At 67.6% G+C, this 15546-nt stretch carries 11 protein-coding genes; 6 read left to right on the top strand and 5 right to left on the bottom strand.

The window, feature by feature from the left end:
* Nucleotides 1-13: 13 nt before the first annotated feature.
* Nucleotides 14-979 (bottom strand): ABC transporter substrate-binding protein, encoded by a 966-nt coding sequence (locus tag DMH03_RS30705; RefSeq protein ID WP_199749089.1) that lies wholly within the window; start codon nucleotides 977-979, stop codon nucleotides 14-16.
* A gap of 79 nt (nucleotides 980-1058) precedes the next feature.
* A complete protein-coding gene (locus DMH03_RS30700; RefSeq protein WP_125795503.1) occupies nucleotides 1059-2099 on the bottom strand; it encodes a LacI family DNA-binding transcriptional regulator in 1041 nt (346 codons plus the stop codon).
* 393 nt (nucleotides 2100-2492) lie between these two features.
* On the opposite strand from DMH03_RS30700, the gene DMH03_RS30695 reads away from it, so the two are divergent.
* The gene (locus DMH03_RS30695; protein ID WP_125795502.1) at nucleotides 2493-5585 is read left to right on the top strand and encodes a family 43 glycosylhydrolase; all 3093 of its coding nucleotides are present in this window, start codon (nucleotides 2493-2495) and stop codon (nucleotides 5583-5585) included.
* A gap of 7 nt (nucleotides 5586-5592) precedes the next feature.
* Here DMH03_RS30695 and DMH03_RS30690 read toward each other — a convergent pair whose 3' ends face one another.
* Nucleotides 5593-6639 (bottom strand): LacI family DNA-binding transcriptional regulator, encoded by a 1047-nt coding sequence (locus tag DMH03_RS30690; protein WP_199746746.1) that lies wholly within the window; start codon nucleotides 6637-6639, stop codon nucleotides 5593-5595.
* 199 nt (nucleotides 6640-6838) lie between these two features.
* Between DMH03_RS30690 and DMH03_RS30685 the strand changes: the two genes are divergently transcribed.
* Genes DMH03_RS30685 through DMH03_RS30670 form a run of 4 tightly spaced genes read left to right on the top strand, consistent with a single transcriptional unit; the run spans nucleotide 6839 to nucleotide 11393 of the window.
* Complete coding sequence (locus DMH03_RS30685; RefSeq protein ID WP_125795501.1) at nucleotides 6839-8140, top strand: ABC transporter substrate-binding protein; 1302 nt, start codon at nucleotides 6839-6841, stop codon at nucleotides 8138-8140.
* Nucleotides 8141-8143: 3 nt separating this feature from the next.
* Nucleotides 8144-9133 (top strand): carbohydrate ABC transporter permease, encoded by a 990-nt coding sequence (locus tag DMH03_RS30680; RefSeq protein ID WP_125795500.1) that lies wholly within the window; start codon nucleotides 8144-8146, stop codon nucleotides 9131-9133.
* Nucleotides 9130-9987, top strand: a complete 858-nt coding sequence (locus tag DMH03_RS30675; protein ID WP_125782756.1) for a carbohydrate ABC transporter permease — start codon at nucleotides 9130-9132, stop codon at nucleotides 9985-9987. The genes DMH03_RS30680 and DMH03_RS30675 overlap by 4 nt, the downstream gene beginning before the upstream one ends.
* On the top strand, nucleotides 9984-11393 hold the full coding sequence (locus tag DMH03_RS30670; protein WP_370310979.1) for a GH1 family beta-glucosidase: 1410 nt from the start codon (nucleotides 9984-9986) through the stop codon (nucleotides 11391-11393). The genes DMH03_RS30675 and DMH03_RS30670 overlap by 4 nt, the downstream gene beginning before the upstream one ends.
* Nucleotides 11394-11456: 63 nt before the next feature.
* Here DMH03_RS30670 and DMH03_RS30665 read toward each other — a convergent pair whose 3' ends face one another.
* Nucleotides 11457-12773, bottom strand: a complete 1317-nt coding sequence (locus tag DMH03_RS30665) for a hypothetical protein (protein WP_233611727.1) — start codon at nucleotides 12771-12773, stop codon at nucleotides 11457-11459.
* Between the two features lie 391 nt (nucleotides 12774-13164).
* On the opposite strand from DMH03_RS30665, the gene abc-f reads away from it, so the two are divergent.
* Complete coding sequence (gene abc-f, locus DMH03_RS30660; RefSeq protein ID WP_125795499.1) at nucleotides 13165-14784, top strand: ribosomal protection-like ABC-F family protein; 1620 nt, start codon at nucleotides 13165-13167, stop codon at nucleotides 14782-14784.
* Nucleotides 14785-14855: 71 nt separating this feature from the next.
* On the opposite strand, the gene DMH03_RS30655 is transcribed toward abc-f, so the two are convergent.
* Nucleotides 14856-15224, bottom strand: coding sequence for a VOC family protein (locus DMH03_RS30655; protein ID WP_125795498.1), 369 nt, complete (start codon nucleotides 15222-15224; stop codon nucleotides 14856-14858).
* Nucleotides 15225-15546 lie beyond the last annotated feature (322 nt).

Below are 15546 nucleotides of genomic sequence, written 5' to 3'. Positions count from 1 at the left end.
CGCGGATTCGGGGTCAGTACTGGCGTTGCGGCAGCGCGGCCTTCGCGGCAGCCTGGTCGAATTCGGTCTCGGTGGTCTCGATGCGCGGAGGCACCTGCTCACCGGCGGCGACCTTCTTCACCAGATCCATCAGCTGCGGGCCGAGCAGCGGGTTGCATTCGACGACGTGGTTGATCTTGCCGTCGGCCAGTGCCTGCAGGGCGTCGCGGACGCCGTCGACCGAGACGATCTTGATGTCCTTGCCGGGTACCTTCCCGGCGGCCTCGATCGCTTCGATGGCGCCGAGGGCCATGTCGTCGTTGTGCGCGTACAGCACGTCGATCTTGGGCTGGGACTTCAAGAAGGCTTCCATGACCTCCTTGCCCTTGGCCCTGGTGAACTCACCGGTCTGCGACGCGACGACCTTGAACTTCGGGTTCGACGCGATGACGTCGGCGAAGCCCTTCTTGCGGTCGTTCGCCGGCGCGGAGCCGGTGGTGCCCTGCAGTTCCACGATGCTGACGTCGCCGGCCGCGGAGCCGAACTCCTTGGCCAGCCACTCGCCGGCCTTCTTGCCCTCGGCGACGAAGTCCGAGCCGAGGAAGGTCTTGTACAGCGTCTTGTCCGGCGAGTCGACGGCCCGGTCGGTCAGGATCACCGGGATGTTCGCCGTCTTCGCCTCCTTGAGCACGGTGTCCCAGCCGGACTCCACGACCGGCGAGAAGGCGATCACCTTGACCTTCTGCTGGATGTAGGACCGGATCGCGGCGATCTGGTTCTCCTGCTTCTGTTGCGCGTCGGAGAACTTCAGCTCGATCCCGGCCGTCTTCGCGGAGTCCTGGATCGACTTGGTGTTCGCCGTCCGCCAGCCGCTTTCCGCGCCGACCTGCGCGAAACCGAGGGTGATGGCCCCGCCGCCACCCGCTCCGCCGCCGCCACCGCACGCGGTGAGCGCGAACAGTCCGGCCGCCACTATCGCCGTCCACGATTTTCTCGCCACATCTACTCCTAGATCCGCACTGATCAATTGAGTTAGCGTTAACACTCCACCGGAAAGCCCAGCGAGGGCAGTTCCGGCTTCACGAAATTCCGGTACTCTCCCGCACGATCAACTCGGGAACCACCAGGTCACGGGCTTGTTCTTCGCCACCGTTCATCCGGCGGCGAAGAAGGTCGAACGTGCGCCTGCCGACTTCGACGAAGTCCTGGCGCACCGTCGTCAGCGGCGGCGTGTAGTACGCCGCCTCGGGCACGTCGTCGAAACCGACGATGCGCATCTCCCCCGGCACGTTCACGCCGGCCTCGGTGCAGGCGCGAAGAAAGCCGAGGGCCATCTGGTCGTTGGCCACGAAAACCGCGTTCAGTCCCTTTTCGCCGACGAGGGACCGCCCCGCCGCATACCCGGACCGCGCGCTCCAGTCACCCCGCACCACCGGCGGGATCCGCGCGCCGTGCCGCTGCAGGGTTTCCCGCCAGCCGCGCTCACGGTCGAGCGCCTCCAGCCAGTCTTCGGGCCCAGCCACGTGCCAGACCGTCTCGTGCCCGAGACCCAGCAGATGCTCGGTCGCCCGGCGGGCGCCGTCGTACTGGTCCACCGAGATCACCGGCACCGGCGCTTCCTTCCCGCCACCGACCGCGACGAGCGGGACATCACTGGGCGCGGCCTCCAGCGCGCGCCCGGCGGTGACATGCGGGGCGATCACCACGATGCCTTCGACGGCCTGGCGCCGCAGCCGCTCCACCGCATCGGTGATGGACGACCGGCCGGGACGGCTGATGCTGGTTATGGTCGTCGCGTAACCCGCCTCGCGAGCAGCGTGCTCGATCCCGCTCAGCGTGCTGGCCGGGCCGTAGAGGTTGGCCTCCAACGCGACCACGCCGAGCGTGCCCGACCGGCCGGTGACCAGCGCTCGGGCGACCGAGTTCGGCCGATAGTCCAGTTGCTCGATGGCGGCGTTGACCCGGACGCGCGTCTCGGCGCGCACCGGACCGGTGCCGTTGATGACCCGCGAGACCGTCATATGCGAAACACCCGCGAGCGCGGCGACATCGGTGAGGCTGGCCTGCTTGCCCACGGAGGAAACGGCCGCGTTGCCGCCCTCGCTGCTTTCGCGTGCCATCGCCTGTCTCCTGTCGCCGCTCCTCGCCGGGTGACGAGTGCCGCAAGTGTTAGCGATAACACGAACCCGGTCAAGGTCTCGCCGAGTCACAGTCGGGTCACGGGCGCCTGGTCGCCAGCCCCGAAGTCAGGTGTCGTGCGAGGTGGTCGACCGCGGTTGGAGTCACGAAGCTGACGAGTGGGAATTGGGACATTCAGTGTCCCAATTCCTACATCGTCGCCAACCTGCTCAGCTCAGGTTGGTCAAGAGGGGAGGATTTGGGACGTTCAACGTCCCAAATCCTCCCCGCTCGCCTCCATCCGCTCCCTTGACCGCGCGGAGCCCGTCGTTCTACGGTCAGCGTGCACAAAACAATGTTAACGTTAACATTCCCCGTCAAGGGAGCACTCAACGATGATCCCCTTGCGTCCACGCCGAATCGGCGTCCTCCTCACTTCCCTCGCACTGCTCACGGCAACAGCCACCGTGCCCGCCGCAGCGTCCACAGTGGTCCCAAACGGAGCACGCGACACGGCGAACACCCTGTCCGTCCCCGGTCTCGACGACGTCCGGGGGAACCTCACCCTTCCGGACACCGGGCCCGGCGGCACCACGATCCGTTGGCAGTCCTCGGATCCCGCCGTCGTCACCCCGACCGGAGAGGTCACTCGCCCACCCGACGGGCAACCCACGAAAAGGGTCACGCTCACGGCGGCCGTCACGAGCGGACGTGACACGGCGACCCGGCGGTTCACCGCCACGGTTCCCCCGAAACCGGCGCAGCAAGCCCTCGCCGGCTACAGCTTCTTCTATTTCACCGGCGAAGGCACCCCGGACGGCGAACAGATCTACACCGCGGCCAGCAAGGGCAACGATCCGCTGAACTGGACCGAACTCAACAACGGCAGGCCGGCGCTCCGATCCAGCCTCGGCGAACTCGGCGTCCGCGATCCGTTCATCCTCCGCTCCCCCGACGGCGACAAGTTCTATCTGCTCGCGACCGACCTCAAGATCCACAACGGCCGGGGCTGGGACGCCGCGCAGCGTACGGGCAGCCGCTCGATCATGGTCTGGGAGTCCACCGATCTGGTCACCTGGTCCCGGCAGCGCAGTGTCGAGGTGTCGCCGCCGACCGCGGGCAACACCTGGGCGCCCGAAGCGTTCTGGGATGCCAAGCGCGGAACCTACGTCGTCTACTGGGCTTCGAAGCTGTACGCCGAGAACGATCCGTCGCACACCGGCACCAGCTACAACCGGATGCTCTACGCCACGACACGCGACTTCGTCAGCTTCAGCAAGCCGAAGGTGTGGATCGACCCGGGTTACTCCGTGATCGACTCGACGGTCATCCAGGACAAGGGGACCTACTACCGGTTCACCAAGGACGAACGCGATCCCACCTCGTCGTCGCCGTGCAGCAAGTACATCACCGCGGAGAAGTCGGCCGATCTGCTCGATCCGTCCTACGATTTCGTCGCCGAGTGCATCGGCAAGGGCGATCCTGGGTTGTCCCGCGGCGAGGGCCCGACCGGGTTCAAGTCCAACACGGAGAACAAATGGTACCTGTTCATCGACGAGTACGGCGGCCGCGGCTACGTCCCGTTCGAGACGACCGATCTCGCGTCCGGGAAGTGGACCATGTCGCCAGGGGCGATGCTGCCCGCGTCACCCAGGCACGGCACCGTCCTGCCGGTCACCCAAGCCGAACTCGACCGGCTGACCGCAGCGCCCGCGCCCGCCAAAGCGGACAAGAACGGCCTGGTGGCGCACTGGCCCCTCGACGGCAAGACCGGCTCGACCGCCGCCGACCGCTCCGGCCACGGCTACGACGGCGCGCTGGCCGGTGACGTGAAGTGGGCGGGCGGAGCGCTGGAGTTCGGCGGGACCAACGGTCACGTGCAGCTGCCGAACAACCTGCTGAACGGCGCGCCCGCGGCCACCGTGTCCGCCGACGTCCTCGTCGACCCCGGCCAGCAGACGCCGTATTTCCTCTACGGTTTCGGCAATACCGGGCCCTCGGGCGCCGGAGACGGCTACCTCTTCGGTACCGGCGGGACCGAGGCGGGCGGATTCCGGGGCGCGATCGCGACCGGCGACTGGACCACCGAACAGGGAGCCGCCTCGGCCGGTGGTCTCCCCCGCGGGGTGTGGAAGAACGTCACGCTCACCGTCGGCGGCGGTAGTGCCGTTCTGTACCTGGACGGGGCCGAGGTGGCACGCGACGACAAGGTCACCATCAGACCGGCCGACCTCGGCGGCGGGGTCACCGCGGCCAATTACCTCGGCCGGTCGGTCTACTCGGCCGACAAGACGTTCAAGGGCAAGATGAAGGACGTCCGGCTCTACAACCGCGCGCTCTCCGGCGCCGAGGTCGCCGGGCTGCCGTCGAACAGCACGCTGATCCGCTCGGTCACCCTCGATGCCCTCAAGGTGCCGGCCGTCATCGATGCGGGCGCGGGCACGGTCGTGCTCCCGGTCCGTCCCGGCACCGACCTGCGTGCCCTCAATCCGAAGTTCGGCCTCGCCCCAGGCGCGACTCTCAAACCCGGCGACGGGCGTCCGGTCGACCTTCGCCGCCCCAAGAAGTACACCGTCGTCGCACCGCGCGGACAGGTCCGGGTCTGGACGGTCGAAGCCCGCGAGCTCCGGACGCCGGTATTGCCCGGGCTGAACGCGGACCCGAACATCATCGCGATCGGTGACACGTACTACTTGTATCCGACCACTGACGGCTTCCCCGGCTGGGGCGGCACGACCTTCTCGACATGGTCTTCGAAGAACCTCGTCGACTGGACGGACCACGGCGTCGCGCTCGACCTCGGTCCCGGGGTGAGCTGGGCGGACAAGAACGCGTGGGCGCCCACGATGGCCGAACGGAACGGCAAGTACTACTTCTACTTCTGCGCCGAAGCCAAGATCGGTGTCGCGGTCGGTGACTCACCGACCGGTCCTTTCATCGACTCCGGCAAGCCTCTGATCGCGAAGAACCCCGGCGGCGGCCAGGCGATCGACCCGGCCGTCTTCATCGATCGCTCGGGGAAGCCGTATCTCTACTGGGGCAACGGGGAAGCGTATGTCGTGCCCTTGAACGACGACATGGTGTCCTTCGACCCCGCCGCGATCCAGCGGATCACGGGGCTCGGCGGTTTCCGCGAGGGGCTCTTCATGGTGGAGCGCAACGGCACGTACTACCTGAGCTGGTCGATCGACGACACCCGCAGCGAGGACTACCGCGTCGCCTACGCCACCGCGAGCACCCCCACCGGCCCGTTCACCGACCGCGGGCTGATCCTCGCCAAGGACACGAAGCTGGGCATCAAGGGCACCGGGCACTCGTCGATGGTGCGGGTGCCGGGCAAGGACGAGTGGTACATCGCCTATCACCGCTTCGCCATCCCCGGCGGGGACGGCACGCATCGGGAAACCACCATCGACAAGCTGACCTTCACCCGCGACGGCAGGATCGCCCCGGTCGTGCCGACGCTCGAAGGCATCGCCCCGGTATGACGCGGGCTCAGCTCGAAGCGCGACGAGTGAGCGACACCGGCAGTATCCGCTGCCGGGGCTTGAGCTCGCGGTCGTCCATCAGCGCCAGCAGGGTCTCGACCATCGCGTGGACCTGCTCGCGCGGGTCCTGATGCACCGAGGTCAGCGGCGGGTCCATCTCCGGCGCCAAGGTCGCGTTGTCGTCGAAGCTGACGACGGCGACGTCGGAGGGGATCCGCCGTCCGGCGGAATGCAGGGTGCGGAGCGCGCCGAGGGCCATCATGTCGCTGGCCACGAAGACGGCGTCGAGGTCGGGGCGCCGCGCGAGCAGGTTCGACATCGCCTTCGCGCCACCGGTGAGGGTGAAGTCGCCCTCCTCGACCAGGTCCCCCGGGTCGAGCCCGGCGTCGAGCAGGGTCTTGCGCCAGCCGGAGAGCCGGTCGATCGCCGCGCTCTGGTCCTGCGGACCGGCGATCGTGGCGATCCGGCGGTGGCCGGCCTCGACCAGATGCGCGACAGCCAGCTTCGCGCCGCCCTCGTTGTCGAAGTCGACGACGTGGACACCGCGTTTGAGCCCGGCCGCCTGCCCGCCGTACACCACCGGGATCCTCAACTGCCGCAACGCCTTGGGCAACGGGTCGGTGCGGTGCGGTGCGAACACCAGCACGCCGTCGACGTGCCCGCCGTCGAGGAACCGGACCGTGCGGTCGAGGTCCTCGCGGGTGTCACTGAAGATCAAGACCATCTGGCAGCCGATGTCGGCGAGTTCGCGGTAGCCCGCGCGCATGACCGCGGTGCGGTACGGGTCGTCGAGCAGCCGCGCCTCCGGCTCCGACAGCACGACCGCGACCGCGCCGGTCCTCCTGGTCACCAGGGATCTGGCCGCCTGGTTCGGGGAGTAGCCGAGTTCGCGGGCCGCGGCCTGCACCCGCTCGCGGGAGCGCGCGCTGACGTAGCCGTCGTCGTTCAGCGCCCGGGACGCCGTCGACCGGCTGACCCCGGCGGACGCGGCGACGTCTTCCAGCGTCGGCCTGCCGTCTTCCCCTGGTCGAGGCCCCACCCGCGTCACCTTCACCCTTCAACTCCATCCGGACACCCACAGCTTAGTGTCCGGCGGCCATCCGCACTGAGAGCGCTCCCCTGATGGAAACACTCTCATTACAAGCCCTTGACACGGCCATACCTTGGCGACAGACTCTGCGCATCCTGGGAGCGCTCCCATTTTCTGGTCATGACGCGACGGCGTTCCCTCCCACCGGCAAGGGGTATGACACGTGAGAAGGATCCGGAACGGCCTGGTGCTGACACTGGGTATCACCATGACGACGTTCGGACTGGCGGCGTGCGGCGGTGACGACGGCGCGGCGCCCGCGGCGTCGGACCCGAACGCGAAGGTCGAGCTGTCGCTGGCGACGTTCACCGAGTTCGGCTACGAGGCGCTCATTCCCGAGTACGAACGACTGCACCCGAACATCAAGATCACCCACCGCAAGACCGGCCAGGGCGGGCCGTACCACCAGGACCTGATCACGAAACTGGCGGCGGGTTCCGGCCTCGCCGACGTCACCGCCGTCGAGGAAGGGCATCTGTCGAACGTCCTCGACAAGGGCTCGAAGTTCAACGACCTGCCCAAGATCGGCCCGGCGGAGGCCTCCCCCGACCGCTGGCTCGGCTGGAAGTACGACGCGGCGAAGACCAAGGACGGCAAGGTCATCGGCTACGGCACGGACATCGGCCCGCTGGCGATGTGCTACCGCAAGGACATGCTCGAGGCGGCGGGCCTGCCGTCCGATCCCGAAGCGGTCAAACCCCTGTTCGCCACCTGGGACAGCTACTTCGCCGCGGGCGACCAGTACGTCGCGAAGGCAGGCGGGAAGGCGTGGTTCGACTCGGCCGCGCAGAACTTCAACGCCATGGTCAACCAGCTCCCCAGCGGCTACATCGGCAACGACGACAAGCTCGCGGTGGAAGCCAACCAGGGCATCAAGGACGCCTGGACCAAGGTGACCGGCGCTGTCGCGAAAGGACAGTCGGCCAAGCTGACCGCGTTCAGCAACGAGTGGAACTCCGGGTTCAAACAGGGCGCCTTCGCCACGAAGGTGTGCCCCGCGTGGATGCTCGGTGTGATCGAGGAGCACTCCGGCCCGGAGAACGCCGGCAAGTGGGCGGTCACCGCGGCCTTCCCCGGCGGCGGCGGGAACTGGGGCGGTTCGTATCTGACCGTGCCCACGCAGTCGAAGCACCCGAAGGAGGCGGCCGAACTCGCCGCCTGGCTGACCGCGCCCGAGCAGCAGATCAAGGCGTTCCAGGCGAAGGGCACCTTCCCCAGCCAGGTCAAGGCGCTGGAGGACCCGGCGCTGCTGAACGAGACCGACGCCTACTTCGGTGGCGCCAAGATCGGCCAGCTGTTCGCCGAGCAGGCCAAGAAGGTCGCCAAGCCGCAGTACAAGGGCCCCGGTGACGGCCAGATCCAGGAGAACGCGTCGAGCCCCGCGCTGCAGGCCGTCGAACAGGGCAAGTCCGCGGACGAAGGCTGGACGCAACTGCTCGACGCCGCGAAGAAGATCACGCGCTGACCGATGACCGTCGTCGACAAGATCGCGCCGGAGGGGAGGAAGGCCGGGGTGCGCACGTCACCCCGGCCCACCCTTCGCCACCGGCTGAGCCGCTGGGACGTCAAGGTCTCGCCGTACCTCTACATCGCCCCGTTCTTCATCGTGTTCGGGATCGTCGGGCTGTTCCCGCTGCTCTACACGGCGTACGTGTCGCTGTTCAGCTGGGAGGCGGGCGACGACAATCCCGTTTTCATCGGGCTGGACAACTTCAAGGAGCTGTTCGCCGACACGCAGTTCTGGAACGCGCTCGAGAACACCGTCAGCATCTTCCTGCTCTCCAGCGTTCCGCAGCTGATCATCGCGGTGCTCCTGGCGGCGCTGCTGAGCGCCAGGCTCCGCGGGGCGACCGGCTGGCGCGTCGGCGTCCTGCTCCCGTACGCCGCCAGCCTGGTCGCGCTCGGGATCATCTTCGCGAACCTGTTCGGGCCGAAGTACGGGCTGGTCAACGGCCTGTTGCAGACCATCGGACTGGACCCGGTCGACTGGCAGGCAGGCCGGTTCAGCAGCCATGTCGCGATCGCGATCATGGTGAACTGGCGCTGGACCGGGTACAACGCGCTGATCGTGCTGGCGGCGATGCAGGCCATCCCGAAGGAACTGCACGAGGCCGCCCTCATCGACGGCGCGGGAGCCGCACGCCGGTTCTTCAGCATCACGCTGCCCCTGCTGAAGCCGACGCTGATCTTCGTCACCATCACCTCGACGATCGGCGGACTCCAGATCTTCACCGAGCCCAAACTGTTCGACGCCATGCCGGGATCGAACAACGGCGGCTCGTCCAACCAGTTCCAGACCGTGACGCTGTACCTGTACCAAACGGCCTTCGAGAACTACGAACTCGGCTATGCCTCGGCGATCGCGTGGGTGCTGTTCGTGATCATCGTGCTGATCGCGCTGGTGAACTTCTTCCTCACCGGCAGGCTCGCCAGGAACCCGGCGGTGAAGAAGAAGTGACCACCATCCACAGCGGACTCAAGCGGAGTGTCTCGGCGCTCGGCAAACCCCGCCGGGCGACCTACGTCGTGCTCGCGATCTTCGTGCTGGGCTCGCTCTTCCCGTTCTACTGGTCGTTCCTGGTGGCGAGCCGGGACAGCGGGATGCTCACCGAGCGGGTGCCGCCCTTCCTGCCCGGCGGGAACTTCTTCGCCAACGCGGCCAGGGTGTTCGACACGGTGCCGTTCTGGAAGGCGCTCGCGAACAGCCTGATCGTGTCCGGCACGGTCACCCTCACCACGGTGCTGTTCTCGGCGCTGGCCGGGTTCGCCTTCGCCAAACTGCGGTTCCGCGGCCGGAACGGGCTGTTCGTGTTCATCGTCATCACGCTCGCCGTGCCGACCCAGCTCGGCATCATCCCGCTGTTCATGGCGATGTCGGAGTTCGGCTGGGCGGGTGGGCTGCAAGCGGTGATCGTGCCCAACCTGGTGACCGCGTTCGGTGTCTTCTGGATGCGTCAGTACACAGTGGACGCCGTGCCGTACGAACTGATCGAAGCGGCGCGGGTCGACGGGTGCAGCATGATCCGGATCTTCTGGAACGTCTGCCTGCCCGCGGTCCGCCCGGCGGCGGCGATCCTGGCGATGTTCACGTTCATGACCTCGTGGAACGACTTCCTCTGGCCGCTCGTCGTGCTGGACGCCGGAAACCCCACCGTCCAGCTGGCGCTGGAGAAGCTGCAGAGCGGCTACTACGTCGACTACTCGCTGGTGCTGGCCGGGACCACCCTGGCCACCATCCCGATCCTCATCGTCTTCCTCCTCCTCGGCCGCCAGATCGTGGCCGGGATCATGCAAGGTGCCGTGAAAGGGTGACCATGTCCGCACATCCCGACAGTGTCCGGGCGAAGACCGCACTGCTGTTCCCGCCCGGATTCGTGTGGGGCGCCGCCACCGCGGCCTACCAGGTCGAAGGGGCCACGGCCGCCGACGGCCGGACCGACTCGATCTGGGACGTCTTCGCCCGCCGCCCCGGCGCCGTCGTCGGCGGCGACACCGGCGAACCGGGCGCCGATCACTACCACCGCTACGCCGAAGACGTCGACCTGATGCGACGGCTCGGGCTCGGCGCCTACCGGTTCTCCCTGTCGTGGCCGCGGATCCGGCCCGACGGCGGGACACCGAACCTCCGCGGTCTCGGGTTCTACGACCGGCTCATCGACAAGCTACTCGAAGCCGGGATCGAGCCCTGGGCGACGCTGTATCACTGGGATCTCCCCCAGGCTCTGGAGGAGGAAGGGGGCTGGGCCTCACGCGAGACCGCCTTCCGGTTCGCCGAGTACGCCGAAACGGTCGTAGCGCGCTTGGGCGACCGAGTGGCGCACTGGTCCACCCTCAACGAGCCGTGGTGTGCCGCGATGCTGGGTTACGCGCGCGGGATCCACGCTCCAGGCAGGCAGGAACCCCGCGCCGCCGTCGCCGCCACGCACCATCTGCTGCTCGGGCACGGGCTCGCGATGGACGTCCTGCGGCGGCATGCCCCGGCGGCGTCGTCGGGGATCACGCTGAACCTGTACCCGGTGTCGGCCGTCGATCCTTCGTCCACTGTGGACGTCGAAGCCGCACGCCGGATCGACGGCCTGCAAAACCGGCTGTTCCTGGACCCGGTGCTTCGCGGCTCGTACCCGGCGGATCTGCTGACCGACCTGGCACCGCTCGGCATCGAGGAGCTCTTGCGGGACGGCGATCTCGCGACCATCGCCGCCCCGATCGATTGGCTGGGCATCAACTACTACCGCGGCTACCAGGTGGCGGGAACGCCCAGGCCCGGCAGCGAACCGGCGGACACCGGCTGGCTCGGCGCCCCCGACGTCCATTTCGTCCCCGACGAGACGGCGCCGCGCACCGACTCCGGCTGGGAGGTCCAGCCTTCGCGGCTGACCGAATGCCTGCTTCAGGTCCATCGCGAGTATCGGCCGATCCCGTTGTACATCACCGAAAACGGCGCCTCCTATCCGGACGCCCTGATCGGCGGCGACATCGCGGACACCGACCGGATCGCCTTCCTCGACTCGCATCTGCGTGCCGCGCACGAGGCGATCGAAGCAGGCGTCGACCTGCGTGGGTACTTCTACTGGTCGCTGCTCGACAACTTCGAATGGGCCGAGGGGTACGCCAAGCGCTTCGGCCTAGTACACGTCGACTACACGACGCAGCGACGGACGCCGAAGCGAAGCGCGCTCTGGTACGCGCGGGCGATCGGCCTCAACGGGCTGAGCTGAGGGCGAGTGTCAGGAAAGGGTCGTTCAGGACGTTTTTCGTCCTGAACGACCCTTTCCTGACGGTTACGCGCGGGAGCGCGCGGCCGAGACCACGGCGCGTTCCGCGGCGGTCCGCCAGTCCTGACCCGTGGCCCCGACGGCCCGGAACCCGTTCACGCAACCAGGTACGTCCGCGGTGTAGGTGCAGTTGTCGGGCCGGTTACCGCTCAACACGGCCCCGTTCACGAGTGCGACGTGTGCGTTGATCGTGTGGATGCCGCCCCCGGAAGCCGGAGAAGGGTAAGAACCGGTCCCGGGCTCACCCGCGGCGTTGTCGCTGACCGTCGCCGCGTCGAGCGTGAGACTGTCGTCGAACACGACGACTCCGCCGCCTCGACCTCCGTAACCGGAGATCCCGGAATACCCGCCCGGCCCCGCGACGCCGGCATCGCCGCCGCGTCCCGCCTGGTTGCCGGTGATGGTGGTGCGGGTGATGACCGGATTCAGCAGCACACCTCCGCTGGTCGACATCATCACGCCGCCGGCCGTGCCGCCACTGCCGCCGTGTCCGGCTCCACCGCCCTCCGCGCCTCCCGAACCGCCCTTGCCGCCGCTCCCGGCACCGTTGCCGGTGACGACGCTGTCGGTGAGCCGCAGGACGGTGCCGCTGAGCGCGTCGACACCGGCGCCGAAGCCGGCCGGACCGCCTTGGCCACCCGGCTTGGCGGCCACACCGTTTCCACCCTGGCCACCGGAACCGGAGGCGTTGCCGGTGATCGAGGTACGGGTGATGGTCAACGTCACCTGCGGGGAACCGTAGGAAGAGATCCCACCGCCGGAACCTCCGTAGCCGCCGCTACCGGCACTGGTGGTGGCGGTGGCGGCGGCACCGGGAGCACCCGAGCCGGCGGAGTTGCCGCTGATGACGCTGTCGGTGATGGTCAGCGGACCCCAGTTCTTGATACCGCCGCCGGACTCGCCCGGATTCCCGACGCCAGGGGAACTGGCACCGACACCGTCCGGAGCCTGACCACCCGCGATTGTGACTTCGTTGAGGGTCAGATCGCCCCAATTGAAGATGATCCGGAATCGGGGTGCGTCTTTGGCACGTTCGATGGTGGCGTGATTACCGTTCACGGTGAGCTTTCCCCGGATGGAGGGAAGCCCGGCTTTCCAGGTGGCATCGGCGGCCGACGTGAGCGTGTAGACGCACTTCGCCGCCAGGGACAGCGTGTCCGGCTCAGAGGTGGCGTTGGCATCGGCGATGGCCTGGACCAACGCGGCGGAGTCGCAGGGAACTGCGGTTTCGGCGGCGTGCGCCGGTGGAGCGACCAGGGCGAGCGCCCCCAGTGCGGTTACCGTGGTCGCGATTCGTCTTCGGGTTCTGCCATTCGACATCATCGAAAAACCTCTCGGGTCAAGGAATCGGGTGATGGCCATCGAGAACATTAGAAGTCCCTGCCTTCACCACTCAATGAATATGATTCCGGCCACACGATTACCGATCACCGGGAATCGTGGCGAATAAACGAATGAGCATCGGAATTCGCCGCTCGCCGACGCCGCGCCGAGGGATTGCGGTGGCCATACTCCGGCATGTCTTGTTATCGTAGGCGCGGCCCTGATCAACGAGCATGGAGAGAGACGTGGCAGGTGTAGACGACATCTCCGGGTGAGCCGGAGTTGCCAGGCCACCGGCGCTGACGCCGACGTGGCCGATTCGTCGTCCCCTCACGCCATGTCCACGCGGTGCTGCTTCGAGGCGCCCGCTGTCTTCCACGAGGTCATTTCCATGTCAGACGCCTTCGTCGTCGTGTCCGCTCTCTCCTTCGCCTGGCCGGATGACACGCCGGTCTTCGACGACCTGTCGTTCAGCGTTCCCGGTGGCCGCACCGGGCTCGTCGCGCCCAACGGGGCGGGCAAGAGCACGCTCCTCAAGCTGATCGCCGGCGAGCTGCGGCCGGTCTCCGGGACTGTCTCCACGCAGGGGGTCGTCGGTTATCTGCCGCAGTCGCTGCCGCTCACCGCCGACCTGAACGTGGCCGAGGTACTCGGGATCGCACCGCAACTCGCGGCCCTGAGCGCCATCGAGTCCGGCGACGCGAGCGAAGAGCACTTCACCACCATCGGGAACGACTGGGACATCGAAGAACGCACCCGCGCCCAACTCGACCGGCTCGGCCTCGACGGCCTCGCGCTGGACCGGAGCCTGCGCACGTTGAGCGGCGGGCAGGTCATCTCCCTCGGCCTGGCCGCCCAGCTGCTGAAACGGCCCGACATCCTGCTGCTGGACGAACCGACCAACAACCTCGACCTCGACGCCCGACGCAAGCTCTACGGGGTGCTCGAAGACTGGTCCGGTTGCCTGCTGCTGGTGAGCCACGACCGGGAACTGCTCGACCGGATGGACCGCATCGCCGAACTCGACCGCGGCGATCTCCGTTACCACGGCGGGAATTTCACCCAGTACGAAGCGGCGGTCAAGGCCGAGCAGGAGGTCGCCGAACGCAACGTCCGCAGTGCCGAACAAGAGGTCAAACGCGAGAAACGGGAGATGCAGCAGGCCCGCGAACGCGCCGCGCGCCGCGCGGGCAACGCGGCACGCAACCTCGGCAGCGCGGGGCTGCCGAAGATCTTCGCCGGCACCATGAAACGCAACGCCCAGGAATCCGCCGGAAAGGCGAACGAAACGCACGCCGCCCGGGTCAACGACGCGAAGAACCGCCTCGACGAGGCCGAACGCTCCCTGCGCGACGACCAGAAGATCGCGCTCATCCTGCCGGGCACCAACGTCCCCGCCGGCCGCACGATGTTCCACGGCGAGCGCATCCAGGTCCGCTACGGCGACCGGAACGTCTTCGCGGGCGACGGAGTCGACCTGACGATCCGCGGCCCCGAACGGATCGCGCTGACCGGCGGGAACGGAACCGGCAAGTCGACGCTCCTGCGTGTGCTCAACGGAGACCTTTCACCCGACGGCGGCGTGGTGAAACGAGCCGAGGGCCGGATCGCGTATCTCTCCCAGCGGCTGGACCTTCTGGACCTCGACCGGACCATCGCCGAGAACTTCGCGACGTTCGCCCCCGGCCTCCCCGAGTCGCAACGGATGACCTTGCTCGCCCGCTTCCTGTTCCGAGGCGCGCGAACCCGGCTCCCCGTCGGCGTGCTCTCCGGAGGCGAACGCCTGCGAGCCACCCTGGCCTGCGTCCTGTTCGCCGAACCCGCGCCTCAACTGCTCCTGCTGGACGAGCCGACGAACAATCTCGACCTGGTCAGCGTCGGGCAGTTGGAGAGCGCGCTGGGTGCGTATCAGGGGGCTTTCGTGGTCGTGAGCCACGATGAGCGGTTCCTGACCGAGATCAAGGTGGACCGGCGGGTGCGGTTGACCGACGGGACGCTTGTGGACTCTTGAGGCTTCAGTTCGGTCGGATCGTCGCGGGACCGAGTCCCCTAGCGACCAGTGACGGCCAAAGTGTGCTCGCCTCAGCCACGGTCGTGGAGGGTGATCTGGTAGCCGTCAGGGTCGGCGAAGGTGAACGTCCGGCCGAAGGGACCGTCGATCGGCGCGGAAACGATGGTGTGCCCGTCGGCGACGAGCGCGTCGTGAATGGCCTGGACGTCGGTGGCGTGGAGCCAGATCGCGGCACCGATTCCGGGCTGCGCGACCGATGCGAGGTCCGTGCCGGGAACGATTTCGCGAAGCGCGAACGCGATCGGCTTCGTCTCGAACACGACGGCGTGCGGAGGTCCGGCCGGCGAGCGGACGAGACCGAGGTACTGCTCGTAGAACGCCTGCGAAGCGGCGAGGTCACGCGCTTGCAGGGAGATGAAGTCCGGGCCGGTGACGGGCAAGGCGTGCTCCTTCTGTTCATGTCAGCTTTTTGACATAGGCAACTGTATGTCAGGGTGCTGACATGAGTCAAGGCGGGGCCGGGGTCGGCCTGAACGCCGCAGCGACCACTCGGACCGTAGCGATTCGTTCCGTCGACGTCGGAATGCTGACCGACCCAGCTGTCGGACGCATTCCGGATTCTGCGACGCACAATCCCCCCGTTACCTTCTTCGTGGCTCTTGATCGAGGAGCTGCGGTCGCCAGGCCCGGCATGACTTAGTCCCCCAGTCGAACCCATGATCCGGGGGGTGGTGTCACCGGGTTTGGTGGCATCGAGGGACC

Source organism: Amycolatopsis sp. WAC 01376, assembly GCF_003947415.1.
Taxonomy (GTDB): Bacteria; Actinomycetota; Actinomycetes; order Mycobacteriales; family Pseudonocardiaceae; genus Amycolatopsis.
Note: the sequence above shows the minus strand (reverse complement) of the source record. Positions and strands in the feature narration are given on the sequence as shown.

What these genes read in the sequence shown, in the direction of transcription:
- DMH03_RS30700 (WP_125795503.1), bottom strand. Translation starts at nt 2,099, where the DNA reads ATGGCACGCGAAAGCAGCGAGGGCGGCAACGCGGCCGTTTCCTCCGTG.
- DMH03_RS30695 (WP_125795502.1), top strand. Translation starts at nt 2,493, where the DNA reads ATGATCCCCTTGCGTCCACGCCGAATCGGCGTCCTCCTCACTTCCCTC.
- DMH03_RS30680 (WP_125795500.1), top strand. Translation starts at nt 8,144, where the DNA reads ATGACCGTCGTCGACAAGATCGCGCCGGAGGGGAGGAAGGCCGGGGTG.
- DMH03_RS30665 (WP_233611727.1), bottom strand. Translation starts at nt 12,773, where the DNA reads ATGATGTCGAATGGCAGAACCCGAAGACGAATCGCGACCACGGTAACC.
- abc-f (WP_125795499.1), top strand. Translation starts at nt 13,165, where the DNA reads ATGTCAGACGCCTTCGTCGTCGTGTCCGCTCTCTCCTTCGCCTGGCCG.